This is a genomic window from Pseudomonas sp. NFPP25 (genome assembly GCF_900116505.1).
Taxonomy (GTDB): domain Bacteria; phylum Pseudomonadota; class Gammaproteobacteria; order Pseudomonadales; family Pseudomonadaceae; genus Aquipseudomonas; species Aquipseudomonas protegens.
Map to the genome: position 1 here is coordinate 732,120 of NZ_FPBG01000002.1, position 18,003 is coordinate 750,122.

Sequence of the window (18,003 nt, forward strand, 5' to 3'; positions counted from 1 at the left end):
GCGTATGCTAGCACGGGCCCCTGCGGCGCAGGTTGCGGGCAGGTGACCTTCGATCAGCCCGTGGCGCGGATTTCAGCCGTGGACCCGGTTCTGCGGCTGGCCAGCTGCCCAGCTGGCGATGTTGTGCAAGGTGGTCTCGGCGATGGCCGCCAGGGCTTCGCGGGTCAGGAACGCCTGGTGCGCAGTGACTATCACGTTGGGAAAGGTCAGCAGCCGCGCCAGCACGTCATCCTGCAGGGGTAGATCGGAGCGGTCCTCGAAGAACAGTTGCGCCTCTTCTTCATAGACATCCAGCCCCAGGTAGCCCAGTTGGCCGCTCTTGAGCGCCTCGATCAGCGCCGGGGTGTCCACCAGGCCGCCACGCCCGGTGTTGATCAGCATTGCTCCCGGTTGCATGTGGGCCAGGCTCTGCTGGTTGATCAGGTAACGACTGTCCTCGGTCAACGGGCAGTGCAGGCTGATGATCTGCGACTGGGCCAGCAGCTCGGGCAGGTCCAGGTAACGGGCACCGAGGGCTTCTACGGCGGGATTGGGGAAGGGGTCGTACGCCAGCAGCTGGCAGCCGAAGCCGGCCATGATCCGGGCGAAGGTGGCGCCGATCTGGCCGGTGCCGACAATGCCCACGGTCTTGCCCACCAGGTCGAAGCCGGTCAGGCCGTGCAGGGTGAAGTCGCCTTCGCGGGTGCGGTTGTAGGCCCGGTGCAGGCGGCGGTTGAGCGCCAGGATCAGGGCCACGGCATGTTCGGCGACCGCATGGGGGGAATAGGCCGGGACCCGCACCACATCCAGCCCCAGGCGCTGGGCCGCGCTCAGGTCGACGTGGTTGTAGCCGGCCGAGCGCAGAGCGATCAGGCGGGTGCCACCGGCAGCCAGCTGTTCCAGTACCGGGGCACTGAGGTCGTCGTTGATAAAGGCACAGACCACTTCATGGCGTTCAGCCAGGGCGGCGGTATCCAGGCTCAGGCGTGCGGCCTGGAATTGCAGTTCGATGCCTGCTGGCAGTTGAGCGCCGAGGAAACTCTCGCGGTCGTAGTTCTGGCTGCTGAAAAGAATCGTACGCATGGCTGCATCCTTGTTCGGGGCGCCCAGCATGGCGGCTGGGCGCCGGGCAGGTCTTGCCCTGGGTCAGGCGTTGGTCCGCGCTTCGGCAGCCAGGCGGCCGATGGCGTGGTCCAGTTCATCCAGGGCGGCAAAGGCTTTGGCATCTTCCTGCTTGAGCAGGGTCTCGCTGCGCTGGCAGGCGGCGCGCAATTGCGGCACACCGCAGTAGCGGGTGGCACCGTGCAGGCGATGGACCCGTTCGATCAGGGCGTTCTGGTCATTGGCGGCCCGCGCTGCCTTGATGGCTTCGCGGTCGGCGTCCAGGGACGCCAGCAACATGGCCAGCATGTCCGCCGCCAGATCGGCCTTGCCGGCGGCCAGGCGCAGGCCTTCATCCTGATCCAGTACCTGCAGCTCCAGCCCCAGTTCCGGGCGCTCGCTGGCCCGCTCCGGGCCCTGGTTGCGCAGGGCCAGGCCGGTCCATTTCAGCACCACCTGGGCCAGTTGGCGCTCACTGATGGGCTTGGTCAGGTAGTCGTCCATGCCGCTTTGCAGCAGGGCGCGCTTCTCGTTGGCCATGGCGTGGGCGGTAAGGGCGACGATGGGCAGCGGCGTACCGTGTCGCTCGCTTTCCCACTGGCGGATCGCCTCGGTACTCTGCCGGCCGTCCATGCCGGGCATCTGCACGTCCATCATTACCAGGTCGAAGGGTTCGGTCTGGATCGCGTTCAGCGCGGCGTAACCGTTGTCCACCGCCAGCACCTTGGCGCCCATGTCCTCCAGCAGGGTCTGGATCAGCAGCAGGTTGGCCGGGTTGTCATCGACACACAGCACTCGCGGCGCGCGGCTGGAAAGGGTTTCCTCCGGTTCGCTGCGAGCCCGGCGCGGGGTCACCAGGTCGGACAGGGCCCGGCGCAACTTGCGGGTGCACGCGGGCTTGGCCTGCAACTGGCTGTGAGGGTTGGGCACCGACAGATGGAACAGTGTCTGTTCGGTGGTCGGGCACAGTACCAGGACCTTGCAGCCCAGGTGTTCGAGGTCCCAGATATGCTGGCTCAGGCGTTCCGGCGACATGTCGTTGGTGGTGATGCCCAATACCGCCAGGTCGATGGCCTGTTCGCTCTGGTGCACGCCGGTAATGCCGTTGGTCAGGGCCTCCAGGGTATTGAACGGGGTCACCTCCAGGCCGCAGTCCTCCAACTGGTGTTGCAAGGCCTGGCGCGCCAGCTCGTGGTTTTCCAGTACCGCCACGCGCCGCCCCAGCAGCGGTGGGCCGGGCAGGTCCTCGGCGTCGTCGCGGGTTTTCGGCAGGTTGAGGCTGATCCAGAACTCCGAACCTTCGCCCGGGGTGCTGTCGACACCGATCTCGCCGCCCATCTGTTCGATCAGGCGCTTGGAAATCACCAGCCCAAGCCCCGTGCCGCCGGGTTGCCGCGACAGCGAGTTGTCAGCCTGGCTGAAGGCCTGGAACAGGGCGCGCACATCCTGGTTCGACAGGCCGATACCGGTGTCCTGGATGCTGATGCGCAGTTGCACGCTGTCTTCGTGTTCTTCTTCCAGCATGGCCCGGGCGACGATAGTGCCTTCGCGGGTGAACTTGATGGCGTTGCTCACCAGGTTGGTAAGAATCTGCTTGAGCCGCAGCGGGTCGCCCACCAGCGACAGCGGCGTATCGCGATAGACCAGGCTCACCAGTTCCAGCTGCTTGGCGTGGGCGGCCGGGGCGAGGATGGTCAGGGTGTCTTGCAGCAAGTCCCGCAGGTTGAACGGGATGCTGTCGAGCACCAGTTTGCCGGCTTCGATTTTCGAGAAGTCGAGGATCTCGTTGATGATGCCCAACAGGCTGTCGGCGGATTTCTCGATGGTGCCCAGGTAGTCCAGCTGGCGTGGTGTCAGCTCGCTTTTCTGCAACAGGTGGGTGAAGCCGAGAATGCCGTTGAGCGGTGTACGGATTTCATGGCTCATGTTGGCCAGGAATTCCGACTTGATCCGGCTGGCCTCCAGGGCCTCCTTGCGCGCCAGGTCCAGCTCGATGTTCTGGATCTCGATGGTTTCCAGGTTCTGGCGCACGTCTTCGGTGGCCTGGTCGATGCTGTGCTGCAATTCTTCCTGGGCATTCTGCAGGGTGCTGGCCATGCGGTTGATGCCCGAGGCCAGCTCATCCAGCTCCTGGCTGCCCAGGGGTGGCAGGCGGGTTTCCAGGTTGCCGTCCTTGAGTTGCGCCACGGCCTGCTTGATCTGGGTCAGCGGGTTGTTGATTGTGCGGCCCATGCGCACTGCCAGTAGGGCGGTGCCGGCCAGCCCGGCGGCAATCAACAGCAGGCTGGCGAACAGGCTGCGGTAGCCGCGCAGCAGCATGCCACTGTGGGACAGCTCCAGTTCCACCCAGCCCAGCAGGCGGTCGGACTCATCGGGAATCAGGTCGCCGGCCAGGTTGCGGTGCCGGCCGAAGACCGGCAGTTGATAGCGGGTCGCGTCGCTGCCGGAGCGTTGCATCATGTGGCTGCTGTTACCGGCGGGAGGCGGGTTGAGCATGCTGGGGCCGGCATGGGCCAGCAGGCTGCGATCCGGGGCAAGGAGCGATACGGCGCGCACGTCTTGCTGTTCCAGCGCCTGGGTGGCAATGCGCTCGAGCATCTGGGTGTTGTGGTTGCCCATGGCCGGGGCCACCAGGGAGGCCAGTTGTTCCGCGATCATCTCGCCACGCTGCAGGAGCTGGGTCTGCAGGTCCGAGAGCTGCATCCAGGTGAAGTAGCCGCCCAGCACCAAAGCCATCAGGCTGGTTGGCAACAAGGTCAGCAACAGTACGCGGCCTTTGATTCCCAGTTTCTTGAGCACGCAACTCTCCTGCTTCCACGCTGTTTTGAAAGGTCTACGGGCACGTCCGTGATGCGCCACCTGCGCAGTGTAACGATTTGCCGGGGGCTGATCTTGGCAAATTGCGCCAGGGCGGCCGTCGCCTGAAATGCCTGAAGCCGGGCTGCGACCAAGGCACTGGTTGCCGCGATCCGGGCAATCTTGAATAATCAGCCCAACTGAGAATCACTTGCAGAAGTCAATGACTCCCGTATCTGTTGAGCCACCACGTATTCTGACCATTGAAGATGACCCGGTGCTGGGTGCCTATGTGCGCGAGCACCTGGAGCATTGTGGCTTTGCCGTGACCTGGTGCCAGAACGGCCCGGAAGGGCTGGGCATTGCCCGGCGCCGACCTTTCGATGTGGTGCTGCTGGATATCCTGTTGCCCGGAATGGATGGCCTGGAAGTGCTCACGCACTTTCGCCAGAGCCATTCCACGCCGGTGCTGCTGATGTCCGCCCTGGGAGCGGAAGCCGACCGAATCAGCGGTTTCCGCCTGGGGGCCGACGATTACCTGCCCAAGCCATTCAGCATGGCCGAGCTGCGTGTGCGCATCGAGGCCATCCTGCGCCGGGTCGCCCTGGACCGGCGACCGATGCCACCGGTACCCGTCAGCCTGGCCCAGAGCCTGCGCTTCGACGATGAGCGCAGCGACGTGTTCTTTGCCGAGCAATGGGCCGGCCTGACCCGCAGTGAATACCGCCTGCTGGATACCTTGCACCGCAATGGCGACGAGGTGTTGAGCAAGGCCTTCCTTTATCAGCATGTACTGCAACGCGGTTATGCGGCCCACGACCGCAGCCTGGACATGCATGTCAGCCAGATCCGCCGCAAGCTCAAGGCGCTGGGCTACAGCGAGCGTGAGCTGCGAACCGTGTGGGGCAAGGGTTATGTGCTGAGCGCCTTAGATGAACTGGTCTGATCTGCCGGGGCGGCATTCGCTGTTCTGGAAGCTGGCGTGCCTGTTGGTAGCTTTCTGCCTGTTGATGATCTGGCTGAGCTGGTCTTGGGGGCGTTATGTGGAGCAGAAGAACCTCTACCTCTCCGATGAGGCCAGAGCCACCTTGGGCAGCTACGCCCGCGAGGCCGAGCAGGCCTGGAAGGGTGGCCAGAGTGCCGGTGTCGATGCCTGGATCCAACAGATCGCCAGCCGCGAGAAAACCTGGATCGGCGTGATTGGCAGTGACCTGCAATCCCTGAGCAGCTACCCATTGACGCCGGCGGAGGCCCAGCGCCTGACCTTCCTGCGCGGTGCCGACTGGCCGGTGAGCCGGCACGCCCGGGGCCTGCCGTGGCTGAAAGTACCCTTTCCCGAGGATCCGTCCCTGGGCAGCCTGGTGATCGAGTTGCCGCAACGTTTCATGCCGGGGCGCTACCGGGTGTTCTGGCAGGTGATTACCAATGGGGTGATTCCCGGGCTGTTCACCTTGTTGCTGTGTGTCGGCCTGTATCGCTTGCTGGTGGTGCCGCTGAACCAGTTGCGCGAGCAGGCCAACGCCTGGCGGGCGGAGCAGTTGAACGTGCGGCTGTCCAGTGAAACCACCCAGCGTCGGGACGAGCTGGGCGAACTGGGACGGGCGTTCGATCAGATGTCCGAACGTCTGCAGAGTACCGTGGCGGTGCAGCAGCAGTTGTTGCGGGACCTGTCCCACGAGTTGCGCACCCCCCTGAGCCGCCTGCGCGTGGCCTGCGATGGCGAGCGTGATCTTGCCGCGCTGCGCGAACGCTTGGCGCGGGAGGTCGACGGCATGCAGCGCCTGGTGGAGGACAGCCTGCAACTGGCCTGGCTGGACACCGAGCGTGCGCCACTGCCGCAAGAGCAGATCCAGGTCCAGGCGTTGTGGGAGATGCTCAGCGAAAATGCCTGCTTCGAGAGTGGCTGGTCCGCGCAGCAGCTGCGTTGCGAGCTGGAGGCCGATTGCTGGGTTCGCGGGCACCTCAATACCCTGGCCCAGGCCCTGGAAAACATCCTGCGCAACGCTATTCGGCATTCGCCGGCCGGAGCACGGGTCAGCCTCGGAGGCCAGCGCGACGGCAAGTACTGGCACCTGTGGCTGGATGACGAAGGGCCGGGGGTGGCTGAAGAGGATCTGGAAAGGATCTTCGCCCCCTTCACTCGTCTGGATGGGTCGCGACCGGGGGATGGCGGTTTCGGCCTGGGCCTGAGCATCGCCCGCAATGCCGTAGGGCGTCAGGGTGGGCAGTTGTGGGCGCAGAACCTGGCCCAGGGCTTGCGCATCCACGTGCGCCTGCTGGCGGCCTGAGGCTTGCCCTGGGCTGCCTTATTCCAATAAGCCATAAGGCTCGCACTTTGCGTGATATGGCGCTCGGTCGTTTGCCGGTATGATAGGCGCCCCCGCAGTCTGGATTGCGAATACGCCATGACCTTGCAGTACCCAACCATCGCCGATTGCGTCGGCAACACCCCCCTGGTCCGCCTGCAGCGCCTGCCCGGCGCCACCAGCAATACCCTGCTGCTAAAGCTCGAGGGCAACAACCCGGCGGGTTCGGTCAAGGACCGTCCGGCACTGTCGATGATCACCCGCGCCGAGTTGCGCGGGCAGATCCAGGCCGGCGATACGCTGATCGAAGCGACTTCGGGCAATACCGGCATCGCCCTGGCCATGGCTGCGGCGATCAAGGGCTACAAGATGATTCTGATCATGCCCGACAACTCCAGCGCCGAGCGCAAGGCGGCCATGACCGCCTACGGCGCCGAGCTGATTCTGGTCAGCCAGGAAGAAGGCATGGAAGGCGCTCGCGATCTGGCCGAGCGTATGCAGGCCGAAGGCCGCGGCAAGGTGCTCGACCAGTTCGCCAACGGCGACAACCCTGAGGCCCACTACAGCGGCACCGGCCCGGAAATCTGGCGCCAGACCCAGGGCAGCATTACCCACTTCATCAGCTCGATGGGCACCACCGGCACCATCATGGGCACCTCGCGTTACCTGAAGGAGCAGAACCCGGCGGTGCAGATCGTCGGTCTGCAGCCGATGGAAGGCTCGGCCATTCCCGGCATTCGCCGCTGGCCCGAGCAATACCTGCCGAAGATCTACCAGGCCAGTCGGGTCGACCGGATCGTCGACATGGCCCAGAGCGAGGCCGAAGACGTTACTCGGCGCCTGGCCCGTGAAGAAGGGATCTTCTGTGGCGTCTCTTCCGGCGGTGCGGTGGCAGCGATGCTGCGCCTGTCCCGGGAAGTGGAAAACGCAGTCATGGTCGCGATCATCTGCGACCGTGGCGATCGTTACCTGTCGACCGGCATTTTCGATGCGCCCAATTGATGGCTAAGCACGATAGAGGCCTGCGCTTCCAGCCTGCGGGCGGCAGCCGGGCGCCGCAGATTCCGGTGGGCAAGAAACAGCGTTTGACGATTCAGCGTCTGGCCAACGACGGCCGTGGCATTGCCTTTGTCGAAGGGCGTACCTGGTTTGTCAGCGGTGCCCTGGCCGGTGAAGAAGTCGAAGCTCGGGTGTTGGGCAGCCACGGCAAAGTGGTGGAGGCCCGTGCCGAGCGCATCTTCAACGCCAGTGATCTGCGTCGCCCGGCGGCCTGTGCCCATGCCGGGCGTTGCGGCGGTTGCAGTGTCCAGCATTTGCCCCATGACGAACAGCTTGCCCTGAAACAGCGCATGCTCGCCGAGCAGTTGTCCAAGGTCGCGGGTGTCGAGCCCGAGGCCTGGGCCGCCCCCTTGAGCGGTCCCGAGTTCGGCTATCGGCGCCGCGCCCGGGTGGCGGTGCGCTGGGACGCCAAGGGCAAGCAACTTGAGGTGGGTTTTCGCGCTGCCGGTAGCCAGGACATTGTCGCCATCGACGATTGCCCGGTGCTGGTACAGGCCTTGCAACCTGTCATGAACCGTTTGCCCGCCATGCTGCGACGCTTGAGCAAGCCTCAGGCACTGGGGCATGTGGAGTTGTTCAGCGGTTCGGCCCTGGCGGTGCTGTTGCGCCACATGGCGCCGTTGTCCGACAGCGACCTGACGATCCTCAAGGACTTCTGCGATTTCCATCAGGCGCAATTGTGGCTGCACGGTGAAGGCGAGCCGCAACCCTTTGATCCATCGCAGGCTCTGGGCTACCGCCTGGAGACCTGGGACCTGCACCTGGCGTATCGGCCGGGTGACTTCGTCCAGGTCAATGCGGGAGTCAATGAAGCGATGGTCGCCCAGGCCCTGGAGTGGCTCGCGCCGCAAGCTGATGAGCGGGTGCTGGACCTGTTTTGCGGCCTGGGCAACTTCGCCTTGCCGCTGGCCCGGCAAGTGCGGGAAGTGGTGGCAGTGGAAGGCGTGGCGACCATGGTGGCGCGCGCCGCGGAGAATGCCGCCAGCAACAATTTGCATAACACGCGCTTTTTTCAAGCCGATTTATCCCAACCTCTGAGCGCTGCCGAGTGGGCTGATGAAGGCTTTTCTGCGGTACTCTTGGACCCACCCCGCGACGGTGCTTTCGAGGTGGTCCGCCAGTTGGCGACCCTGGGTGCCAAGCGGTTGGTGTACGTGTCATGCAATCCGGCAACTTTGGCTCGTGACACGGTCGAACTGATCAAGCAGGGCTATAGATTAAAACGTGCCGGGATCCTCGATATGTTTCCTCAGACGGCGCATGTCGAGGCCATGGCGTTATTTGAAGCGAGCTAGGATGGCTTGTCTAATCCGACTGGTCTTTCGGGAGTGGCGCGCTGGCCCTGCGAGCCGCACCCGAGCGTTGAAGGTCAGCGATTTGACGCATTGAATGTGCGTCGTAGGGAAGGTAAAGCAAGATGGTACAGGTGAGAGCGCACCAGCCGATCAACACCGACGGCAGTATCAATCTCGAGGCATGGCTCGATCATACGGTCAGCGTCGACATGGCACTGGACCGTGAAGCCTTGAAAGAAGCCTGCGAGTTCGCCCGCGAGGCGGAACTGCAGCACATAGCAACGAAGAATCTCAGCCCCGAGGACGTGTCGAGTTTCAGCACGGGCCTGGAGATCGCCGAGATCCTCGCCGATCTCAAGCTGGATCAGGACTCCCTGGTTGCCGCGGTGCTCTACCGGGGTGTCCGCGAGGGCCAGATCCAGTTGCCGGCGGTCAGCCAGCGGTTTGGTCCGGTGGTCACCAAGCTGATCGATGGCGTCTTGCGCATGGCGGCCATTACCGCCAGCCTCAGCCCCCGCCAGTCCCTGGTGCTGGGCACCCAGGCCCAGGTGGAAAACCTGCGCAAGATGCTGGTGGCCATGGTGGATGACGTGCGGGTTGCACTGATCAAGCTGGCCGAGCGTACCTGTGCGATTCGAGCGGTAAAAAGCGCCGACGAAGAGAAGCGCAACCGGGTTGCCCGGGAAGTCTTCGACATCTACGCACCCCTGGCTCACCGCCTGGGTATCGGGCATATCAAGTGGGAGCTGGAAGACCTGTCCTTCCGTTACCTGGAGCCCGAGCAGTACAAGCAGATCGCCAAGCTGCTGCATGAGCGGCGCCTGGATCGCGAGCGTTTCATCAGCGACGTGATGAACCAGCTGCAGAACGAACTGAAGGCCACCGGGGTCAACGCCGACATCAGTGGGCGGGCCAAGCACATCTATTCCATCTGGCGCAAAATGCAGCGCAAGGGCCTGGAGTTCAGCCAGATCTACGACGTGCGCGCGGTGCGGGTGCTGGTGCCGGAAATGCGCGATTGCTACACCGCGCTGGGCATCGTGCATACCCTGTGGCGGCACATCCCCAAAGAGTTCGACGACTACATCGCCAACCCCAAGGAGAACGGCTACCGCTCGTTGCACACGGCGGTGATCGGCCCTGAGGGCAAGGTGCTGGAAGTGCAGATCCGTACCCACGCCATGCACGAAGAGGCGGAGCTGGGGGTTTGCGCGCACTGGAAGTACAAGGGCACCGACGTCAAGTCCGGCTCCAACCATTACGAAGAGAAAATCTCCTGGTTGCGCCAGGTGCTCGAATGGCACGAGGAACTGGGGGATATCGGCGGTCTGGCCGAACAGCTGCGGGTGGATATCGAACCGGACCGGGTGTACATCTTCACCCCCGACGGTCACGCCATCGACCTGCCCAAGGGCGCCACGCCGCTGGATTTCGCCTACCGGGTGCACACCGAGATCGGCCACAACTGCCGGGGCGCGAAGATCAACGGGCGCATCGTGCCGCTCAACTACAGCCTGCAGACCGGCGAGCAGGTGGAGATCATCACCAGCAAGCACGGCACGCCGAGCCGCGACTGGCTGAACCCGAACCTGGGCTATGTCACCACGTCCCGGGCGCGGGCGAAGATCGTCCACTGGTTCAAGCTCCAGGCCCGCGATCAGAACGTCGCCGCCGGCAAGACCCTGCTGGAACGCGAACTGAGCCGACTCGGCCTGCCACAGGTGGATTTCGACAAGCTGGCCGAGAAGGCCAACATGAAGATCGCCGAGGACATGTTCGCCGCCCTGGGCGCGGGGGACCTGCGCCTGGCGCAACTGGTCAACCTGGCCCAGCAATTGGTGGAGCCGGAGCGGGGCAACGAGCAACTGGAGTTGATTCCGCGCAAGGCTGCCGGCTACAAGCCGGGCAAGCGTGGCGACATCCAGATCCAGGGCGTGGGCAACCTGATGACCCAGATGGCCGGCTGCTGCCAGCCATTGCCGGGGGATGCGATCGTCGGCTACATCACCCAGGGCCGCGGCGTGAGCATTCACCGCCAGGACTGCGCCTCGGTGCTGCAACTGGCCGGGCGCGAGCCGGAGCGGATCATCCAGGTCAGTTGGGGGCCGGTGCCGGTGCTGACCTATCCGGTGGATATCATCATCCGCGCCTACGACCGTTCCGGCCTGCTGCGTGATGTGTCCCAGGTGCTGCTCAACGAGCGGATCAACGTGCTGGCGGTCAACACCCGCTCGAATAAGGAGGACAACACTGCGTTGATGTCCCTGACTATCGAGATCCCGGGGCTGGACGCGTTGGGTCGCCTGTTGGGGCGGATTTCCCAGTTGCCTAACATCATCGAGACCCGGCGCAACCGGACCCCCTGATGCCAGTATGAAATGGATGAGCTGATGTACAGCCTTGAAGACCTGCTCCACCTCATGGCGCGCCTGCGCGACCCGCAGTACGGCTGCCCGTGGGACATCAAGCAGAACTACGCCAGCATCGTCCCCCACACCCTGGAAGAGGCCTATGAAGTGGCCGACGCCATCGAGCGCGGCGACTTCGACCACTTGCAGGGCGAGCTGGGGGACCTGCTGTTCCAGGTGGTGTACTACAGCCAGCTGGCCCGGGAGGAGGGGCGTTTCGAGTTCGACGCGGTGGTGGACGGCATCACGCGCAAGCTGATCCGCCGGCATCCCCATGTATTTCCCACCGGGGACCTGTACGCGCCGCTGGACATCCCGCGGCTCGATGAAGACCAGGTCAAGGAGCGTTGGGAGCAGATCAAGGCCGAGGAGCGCGCGGAGAAGTCCGAGGCTCCCCAGCAGTTGTCCCTGCTCGATGATGTGCCGGTGGCCTTGCCGGCCTTGTCCCGCGCCGCCAAGTTGCAAAAGCGTGCGGCCCAGGTCGGTTTCGACTGGCCCGAAGCCCTGCCGGTGGTGGACAAGGTTCGTGAAGAACTGGATGAAGTGCTGGAAGCCATGGCCGACAACGATGCGGCGGCGATCACCGATGAAATCGGCGACTTGCTGTTTGTCGTGGTCAACCTGGCCCGGCACCTCAAGGTCGACCCGGAAACCGCCCTGCGCGGTGCCAACGCCAAGTTCGACCGACGCTTCCGATTTATCGAGCAGGCATTGCGCGACACTGCCCGTCCCATGGAAGATTGCACCCTCGAAGAGTTGGATGCCCTGTGGGGCGAAGCCAAACGTCAGGAAAAGAATTTGCCCAGCTGTGGCTGAGGCCGTTGCCTAAGTGAGTAAGCACCATGAGCCTTTCCCTTCGCGACCAGTTGCTCAAAGCAGGGCTGGTCAACCAAAAGCAGGCCAAGCAGGTCAGCAAAGACAAACAGAAGCAGCAGCGCCTGGCCCACAAAGGCCAGATCGAACTCGATGACTCCCAGCAGCGTGCGGCCCAGGAAGCCATGGCCGAGAAGGTCAAGCGCGACCAGGAGCTCAACCGTCAGCAGCAGGAAAAGGCCGAGCAGAAAGCCCGTGCGGCGCAGGTCAAGCAGTTGATCGAAGTGTCGCGGCTGCCCAAGCTGAACACCGAGGACTACTACAACTTCGTCGACGACAAGAAGGTCAAGCGCCTGTCGGTGAATACCCTTATGCGCAACAAGCTGAGCAGCGGCTCCCTGGCCATCGTCCACCATGGCGGCGGCTACGAGGTGATTCCGCGGGAAGCCGCGCTGAAGATCCAGGAGCGCGACCCGCGCCGTATCGTGCAGCTCAATACGCCTACCGAAGCGCCGGATGAAGATGATCCGTACGCGGCCTACCAGATCCCCGACGATCTGATGTGGTAAGCCTTGAATAACGACAAACCCCGCTCATGGCGGGGTTTGTCGTTTGTGGGGGAGGCCGTTGATCCGCGTGGAGATCCCGGCACTCCGGCACTGAGGTCGAGTCAGGAGCTCTGGGGCGCGCGGTTCTGCTCGAGTTTTTCCAATTCAGCCTTGTAGCTGTGGGCGTCGCTCTCGGAGTGGAACATGCCCACCAGCATGTCTTGTTGATGTACATCCCATATCCGTACACCCGCGGCTACGCCTTCATGGGACATATGTGAATCGTCGCGTTCAGTTACTTTTACAGTCATCTGCTAGCTCCAATCTCTGTTGATCTGCAGCAAGGCGTGTGCAGGACTCTGTTATATATTTTGTTAGCTTGCTAAGTAAATTGCCTGTCGCTGCAACAAACCTTTGCAGAATCGAAGAGAATCCTGCAGCCCGCGTAAACCGTGACATTTCGCCGCAGGGCGTACCGCTTCATGACAAAAGTTTCATCTTCGAGGGCTTGTGCCGGGGCTTGCTGCGCGGGCGAGGAGCCAAATCCCGGGCAAAAAAAAGCCCCGCTTTCGCGAGGCTTCGAGACTGCTGCGGCTCAGCTGCCTTTGACCGTCTTGCCGTCAACGGTGCCGTTGAGGAGCATGATGTTGTACTCCTTGCCGTCGGTTTCCACCTGTTGCAGACGCACCAGCAGGTAATCCCAGTCCTTGGCGAACCACATCACGGTGATGCGTTTACTCTGTGTCGGGTCGCGAACGCGCTCGACCTTGATCGCATCGATCTGGCCAGCCTTGGTGTCAACCTTCTCCGAGCCCAGGACACGGAAGTCATAGGTGTCGACTTCACCGCCGTCGACCACTTGATAGCTCATGGTCTTCTTGCCGGCTGCCACATCGTGCTGCAGGGCCAACTGGTAGGTGGATTTATCCACCATGCCGGTGTTCAGCGGCAGCTTGACCGCATCACCACGGTCGGTGCCGGTGACCATCTTGGCTTTCCAGTCGAAATCCAGGTCGGCTTTCTTGGCTTTGCCCAGACCACCACGCTCGAAGCGATAGGACTGGGGCACCAGGGTGTCCTTGTCCAGGGTCAGGGTGCTTTCCTCGCTCAGGCTGGCGATCATCATCGATGCCTTGAAGCTGAGTTTCCACGCACCATTGGCGGTTTTTTCCAGGCTGCGTTCAGCAGTGCCGCTCATGGGCAGTTGCTTCCAGTCGGCGGTGTAGCTGGCGGAGAACGGATGAAGGTCTGCCGCCTGCACAGCCGGCAGGGCGAACAGAGCGCAAGCGAAGAGCAGGGCGCGACGCATAAAATCTCCTAGGTTCGAATCAAATAGCCGCTGGCGGCCAGTAATTGACCATCCAGTAAAGCACCCTGATCGCCGAGCGTCAGCCGACCTTCGGCAAACCAGCGTACGGCCATGGGGTAAATCCGGTGTTCCTGGACGTGCACTCGCTGCGCCAGGCTCTGCGGCGAGTCGTGCAACTCTACCGGGATCACAGCCTGTACGACCAGAGGGCCGCCATCGAGTTCCTCGGTGACGAAGTGCACGCTGCAGCCATGCTCCGTATCTCCGGCCTCCAGCGCCCGCTGATGAGTGTGTAACCCTTTGTATTTCGGGAGCAGCGAGGGGTGGATATTCAGCAGCCGGCCCTGGTAGTGGCGGACGAATCCGGCGCTGAGAATACGCATGAATCCGGCCAGGACCACCAGTTTGGGTTGGAAGGTATCGATCAGCTCGATCAGCCCCTGATCGAAGGCCTCCCGGCCTTCGAAGGCGGTGTGATCGAGGAAGCGGGTAGCGATACCCGCTTCCTTGGCGCGCTGCAGGCCATAGGCGTCAGCGCGGTTGGAGATCACGGCGGCGATGCGCACCGGGCTGTCGCCGGTGTGCACGCTGTCGATCAAGGCTTGCAGGTTACTGCCGGTGCCGGACAACAGCACCACAACATCACAGGTCGGCGACATCCGCTCTTGCATCAGTGAGCCTTGAGGTTCTTCAGCTCGACCTGGGCCGCGCCTTCGGCTGCGGTGGCGATCTGGCCGATGACCCATGGCTGCTCGCCCGCCTCGCGCAGGACCTTCAGGGCGTTCTCGACCTGATCCTGGGCCACGCAGATGACCATGCCCACGCCGCAGTTCAGCACGCGATGCATTTCGTGCTCGTCGACGTTGCCTTTTTCCTGCAGCCAGTCGAAGACCGCCGGGCGCTGCCAGCTCGCCACGTCGACTACGGCCTGGGCGCCTTTTGGCAGCACGCGCGGGATGTTGTCCAGCAGGCCGCCACCGGTGATGTGGGCCATGGCCTTGACCGCGCCGGTGTCCTTGATCAGCTTCAGCAGTGGCTTGACGTAGATGCGGGTCGGCGCCATCAGCAGGTCGGTCAGTGGTTTGCCGTCCAGCTGGATGCTTTCGATGTCGGCGCCGGAGACTTCGATGATCTTGCGGATCAGCGAGTAGCCGTTGGAGTGCGGGCCGGAGGAGGGCAGGGCCAGCAGGGCATCGCCGGCGGCAACTTTCGAGCCGTCGATGATCTCGGCCTTTTCCACCACGCCTACGCAGAAGCCGGCCAGGTCGTAGTCTTCGCCTTCGTACATGCCGGGCATTTCAGCGGTTTCACCGCCCACCAGGGAGCAGCCGGACAGCTCGCAGCCAGCGCCGATGCCGGTTACCACTTGGGCTGCGGTATCGACGTTGAGCTTGCCGGTGGCGTAGTAGTCGAGGAAGAACAGCGGTTCGGCGCCGCAGACCACCAGGTCGTTGACGCACATGGCCACCAGGTCGATGCCGATGCTGTCGTGCTTGTTCAGGTTCAGGGCCAGGCGCAGCTTGGTGCCGACGCCGTCAGTGCCGGAGACCAGCACCGGTTGCTTGTAGCCGGCCGGGATTTCGCAGAGGGCGCCGAAACCGCCCAGGCCGCCCATGACTTCCGGGCGCGCAGTGCGCTTGGCGACGCTCTTGATGCGTTCGACCAATGCTTCACCGGCGTCGATGTCTACACCGGCGTCTTTGTAGCTCAGGGAGGGTTGCTTGCTCATGATCCAGGCCTTTAGGGGGGATTCAGGGGTATCGACCGAACCAGTGAGACTGCCGGAAACACAGGAAAAGTGTTTCAGGGTGCCCAGTTGATGCCGGTCTGCGAAGGCGCGCGATTTTATCAGGCTTGAGGGGCAGCGGCCATCCTCGGGCCGACGGGGAGAGGCATATCCTGTTAAAAAAACCGCGATTGGTCGTGTTGGTGCTCCTGCCCATGCCTGTATAAGGTATAGCGCTCAAGTGGCTATCGTTATGACAGCGCGAAAACTATCGGGCGCCGGGTGAATGTTTTGCCCAGGCTTGTGGTCACAGCCTTGCTCGCCGCGGTTCAAGTGCGCTGTTTCAATCGTTTTCTGTCGTCGGGAATCTTCCATGCGTCTGGGTAAATTTCTGTTTGTGGGCTGTTTGTCATTGGTCAGCCTGGCGAGTCATGCCGAAACCCTCAATGGCCTGTATCAAGTGCGTGAGCCTGTGAGCAGCCAGTCGCCCGAAGAGCGCGACCAGGCCACGCAACGGGCCCTGGAAACCCTGGTGCTGCGCCTCACTGGCGACGCCAAGGCCGCCCAGGGGCCAGGGCTGGCGGCGATCCGCAGGGACCCGCAGCAGATCATCAGTCAGTACGGCTACGACGCCGGCCCGCCGGAAAGCCTGCAGGTGGATTTCGATCCGGTCACCACCGATCGCGCCCTGCGTCAGGCCGGGCTATCGCTCTGGGGCAACAACCGGCCGTCGATCATCGGCTGGTGGCTGAGTGATTCCACCGAAGGCTCGAGCCTGGTGGGTGATGGCCAGGCCAGCGCGGCGCCCTTGCGGCGTGCGGCTCAACATCGTGGCTTGCCCCTGCGCCTGCCGCTGGGGGATCTGAACGAGCAGATCGTCGCCACGGCGCTGAATCTTGAAGGTTCCGATCCGGCGCCGCTGCGTGAAGCCTCCGAGCGTTACGGTGCTGATGCGTTGCTGGCGGTACATGCCCGGGAAGAAGGTGGCCAATGGCAAGCCAAGTGGCGGCTGTGGCTGGGCGATCAGAAGGAGCAGGGCACTGTCCAGGGCGCCGATACCGCGGCCCTGGCCGATGGGGTGTTGCTGGCGGTGAGCCAGCGTCTGGCGCCCCGTTTCGTCACTCGTCCTGGTGCTTCCAGCGAGCAGTTGCTGGAAGTGCAGGGCATGACTCTGGAGCATTACGCGGCCCTTGGGCACTTGCTGGAGCCTTTTGGTGCGCAGTTGCAGAGCGTTGACGGTGATCGGATCGTCTATCGCGTCAACGGCAGTGCTGAGCAGCTGCGGGCGCAACTGTCGCTGGCCAAGCTGCAAGAGATTCCGGCGGGTGAAGCGCCTGCGCCGCATGCTCCTGTACAAGGCGCTGAAGGGGCCGCGCCGCCGGCGCCGCAGGCCCAACTGCGTTTTCGTTGGTAGCAGGTTGTTTCCTTCTATATAGAAGCTGGAGAGGTATATGGCTGATACGCGTCGTTGGGTCTGGTTGGGTGTCGTGCTCCTGGCCTGCGGGTTCGTCTACCTGCTGCACCCGATCCTCAGTCCGTTCCTGGTGGCGCTGTTGCTGGCCTACCTGTTCGATCCGCTGGTGGACCGGCTGGAGCAATGGGGGTTGTCGCGGACCTGGGGCGTGGTGGCGGTATTCGCCTTGTTCACCCTGATCGTCATGACCCTGCTGCTGGTGCTGGTGCCCATGCTGGCCAAGCAGTTGGTGCGGCTCTATGAACTGGCGCCGCAGATGCTCGATTGGGTCCAGCACAGCGCCATGCCCTGGGTGCAGTCCAAGCTCGGTCTGGCGGACGGCTTCTGGAAGTTCGACAAGGTCAAGGCGGCCATCAGCGAGCACATGGGTCAGACCACCGATATCGTCGGCGTGGTGCTGAGCCAGGCAACGGCTTCGGGCCTGGCGCTGATCGGCTGGCTGGCCAATCTGGTACTGATCCCGGTGGTCAGCTTCTATCTGCTGCGGGACTGGGACTTGATGATGGCCAAGATCCGCAGCCTGTTGCCACGCAGTCGCGAAGAGCAGGTGGTGTCTCTGGCCGGGGAGTGCCATGAAGTGCTGGGGGCTTTTGTTCGCGGGCAATTGCTGGTGATGCTGGCTCTCGGGGTGATCTACGCCGCGGGCCTGATGCTGGTGGGGCTGGAGCTGGGGCTGTTGATCGGTCTGATTGCCGGTCTGGCGGCAATCGTGCCGTATATGGGCTTTGTCATCGGCATTGGCGCTGCGCTGATTGCCGGGCTGTTCCAGTTCGGTGGCGACCTGTATCCGATGATCGGCATTGTCGCGGTATTCATGGTGGGGCAAGCCCTTGAGGGCATGGTGCTGACGCCGTTGCTGGTGGGCGATCGCATCGGCCTGCACCCGGTGGCGGTGATCTTTGCCATTCTTGCCGGCGGCGAACTGTTCGGTTTTACCGGGGTGCTGCTGGCGCTGCCGGTGGCAGCGGTGATCATGGTGCTGGTGCGCCATGTGCATGATCTGTACAAGGATTCGGATCTCTACAGCGGTGCTGAAGACCCCGAGTTGTAAAGGGGTGCGCGGGCCTGCGTGACGGTTGGCGGCGCTTGACTGGCCGTCACGGTAGCTGTCAAGGAACGCCCTTCGATTGCGTTTGGCTGTCGCAAACCTTTGATTTTGCTTGTGGTCTGCTGCATTGTGCGCTCGGCG

15 protein-coding genes are annotated in these 18,003 nt (G+C 63.3%); 9 read left to right on the plus strand and 6 right to left on the minus strand.

Annotated elements, in window-relative coordinates:
- Window positions 1–72: 72 nt before the first annotated feature.
- Entirely contained in the window at window positions 73–1,062 is a 990-nt protein-coding gene (locus BM382_RS10410; protein WP_011062715.1) for a 2-hydroxyacid dehydrogenase, read from the minus strand.
- A 63-nt stretch (window positions 1,063–1,125) separates the two neighbouring features.
- Window positions 1,126–3,879: a response regulator gene (locus tag BM382_RS10415; RefSeq protein WP_011062714.1), complete on the minus strand. Its 2,754-nt coding sequence runs from the start codon at window positions 3,877–3,879 to the stop codon at window positions 1,126–1,128.
- A 220-nt stretch (window positions 3,880–4,099) separates the two neighbouring features.
- Here BM382_RS10415 and BM382_RS10420 point away from each other — a divergent pair, with 220 nt between their 5' ends.
- From BM382_RS10420 to BM382_RS10450, 7 genes are all read left to right on the plus strand, one after another.
- Window positions 4,100–4,822, plus strand: a complete 723-nt coding sequence (locus BM382_RS10420; RefSeq protein ID WP_072442781.1) for a response regulator transcription factor — start codon at window positions 4,100–4,102, stop codon at window positions 4,820–4,822.
- Window positions 4,809–6,164 carry a sensor histidine kinase gene (locus BM382_RS10425; RefSeq protein ID WP_011062712.1) on the plus strand — a complete coding sequence of 452 codons (1,356 nt, stop codon included), beginning with the start codon at window positions 4,809–4,811 and terminating at the stop codon, window positions 6,162–6,164. Before BM382_RS10420 ends, BM382_RS10425 begins: the two co-directional genes overlap by 14 nt.
- 117 nt (window positions 6,165–6,281) lie before the next feature.
- Window positions 6,282–7,184, plus strand: coding sequence for a cysteine synthase CysM (gene cysM, locus BM382_RS10430; RefSeq protein ID WP_011062711.1), 903 nt, complete (start codon window positions 6,282–6,284; stop codon window positions 7,182–7,184).
- Complete coding sequence (gene rlmD / locus BM382_RS10435) at window positions 7,184–8,536, plus strand: 23S rRNA (uracil(1939)-C(5))-methyltransferase RlmD (protein WP_011062710.1); 1,353 nt, start codon at window positions 7,184–7,186, stop codon at window positions 8,534–8,536. Before cysM ends, rlmD begins: the two co-directional genes overlap by 1 nt.
- 122 nt (window positions 8,537–8,658) lie before the next feature.
- Window positions 8,659–10,902, plus strand: a complete 2,244-nt coding sequence (gene relA, locus BM382_RS10440) for a GTP diphosphokinase (RefSeq protein WP_011062709.1) — start codon at window positions 8,659–8,661, stop codon at window positions 10,900–10,902.
- A gap of 24 nt (window positions 10,903–10,926) precedes the next feature.
- Window positions 10,927–11,760 (plus strand): nucleoside triphosphate pyrophosphohydrolase, encoded by an 834-nt coding sequence (mazG, locus tag BM382_RS10445; RefSeq protein ID WP_011062708.1) that lies wholly within the window; start codon window positions 10,927–10,929, stop codon window positions 11,758–11,760.
- Window positions 11,761–11,786: 26 nt separating this feature from the next.
- Complete coding sequence (locus BM382_RS10450; protein ID WP_011062707.1) at window positions 11,787–12,326, plus strand: DUF2058 domain-containing protein; 540 nt, start codon at window positions 11,787–11,789, stop codon at window positions 12,324–12,326.
- Between the two features lie 101 nt (window positions 12,327–12,427).
- On the opposite strand, the gene BM382_RS10455 is transcribed toward BM382_RS10450, so the two are convergent.
- The 4 genes from BM382_RS10455 to purM all read right to left on the minus strand — a co-directional run bounded on the left by BM382_RS10455 (window position 12,428) and on the right by purM (window position 15,343).
- Window positions 12,428–12,616, minus strand: coding sequence for a hypothetical protein (locus tag BM382_RS10455; RefSeq protein ID WP_011062706.1), 189 nt, complete (start codon window positions 12,614–12,616; stop codon window positions 12,428–12,430).
- Window positions 12,617–12,900: 284 nt separating this feature from the next.
- Window positions 12,901–13,614: a DUF3108 domain-containing protein gene (locus BM382_RS10460; protein ID WP_011062705.1), complete on the minus strand. Its 714-nt coding sequence runs from the start codon at window positions 13,612–13,614 to the stop codon at window positions 12,901–12,903.
- 8 nt (window positions 13,615–13,622) lie between these two features.
- A complete protein-coding gene (gene purN, locus BM382_RS10465) occupies window positions 13,623–14,273 on the minus strand; it encodes a phosphoribosylglycinamide formyltransferase (RefSeq protein ID WP_015636646.1) in 651 nt (216 codons plus the stop codon).
- A gap of 11 nt (window positions 14,274–14,284) precedes the next feature.
- On the minus strand, window positions 14,285–15,343 hold the full coding sequence (gene purM, locus BM382_RS10470) for a phosphoribosylformylglycinamidine cyclo-ligase (protein ID WP_011062703.1): 1,059 nt from the start codon (window positions 15,341–15,343) through the stop codon (window positions 14,285–14,287).
- A 370-nt stretch (window positions 15,344–15,713) separates the two neighbouring features.
- On the opposite strand from purM, the gene BM382_RS10475 reads away from it, so the two are divergent.
- Both BM382_RS10475 and BM382_RS10480 read left to right on the plus strand, forming a co-directional pair.
- Complete coding sequence (locus BM382_RS10475) at window positions 15,714–16,754, plus strand: DUF2066 domain-containing protein (RefSeq protein WP_072442783.1); 1,041 nt, start codon at window positions 15,714–15,716, stop codon at window positions 16,752–16,754.
- Between the two features lie 37 nt (window positions 16,755–16,791).
- Complete coding sequence (locus BM382_RS10480; RefSeq protein ID WP_011062701.1) at window positions 16,792–17,865, plus strand: AI-2E family transporter; 1,074 nt, start codon at window positions 16,792–16,794, stop codon at window positions 17,863–17,865.
- The last annotated feature ends 138 nt before the right edge of the window (window positions 17,866–18,003 follow it).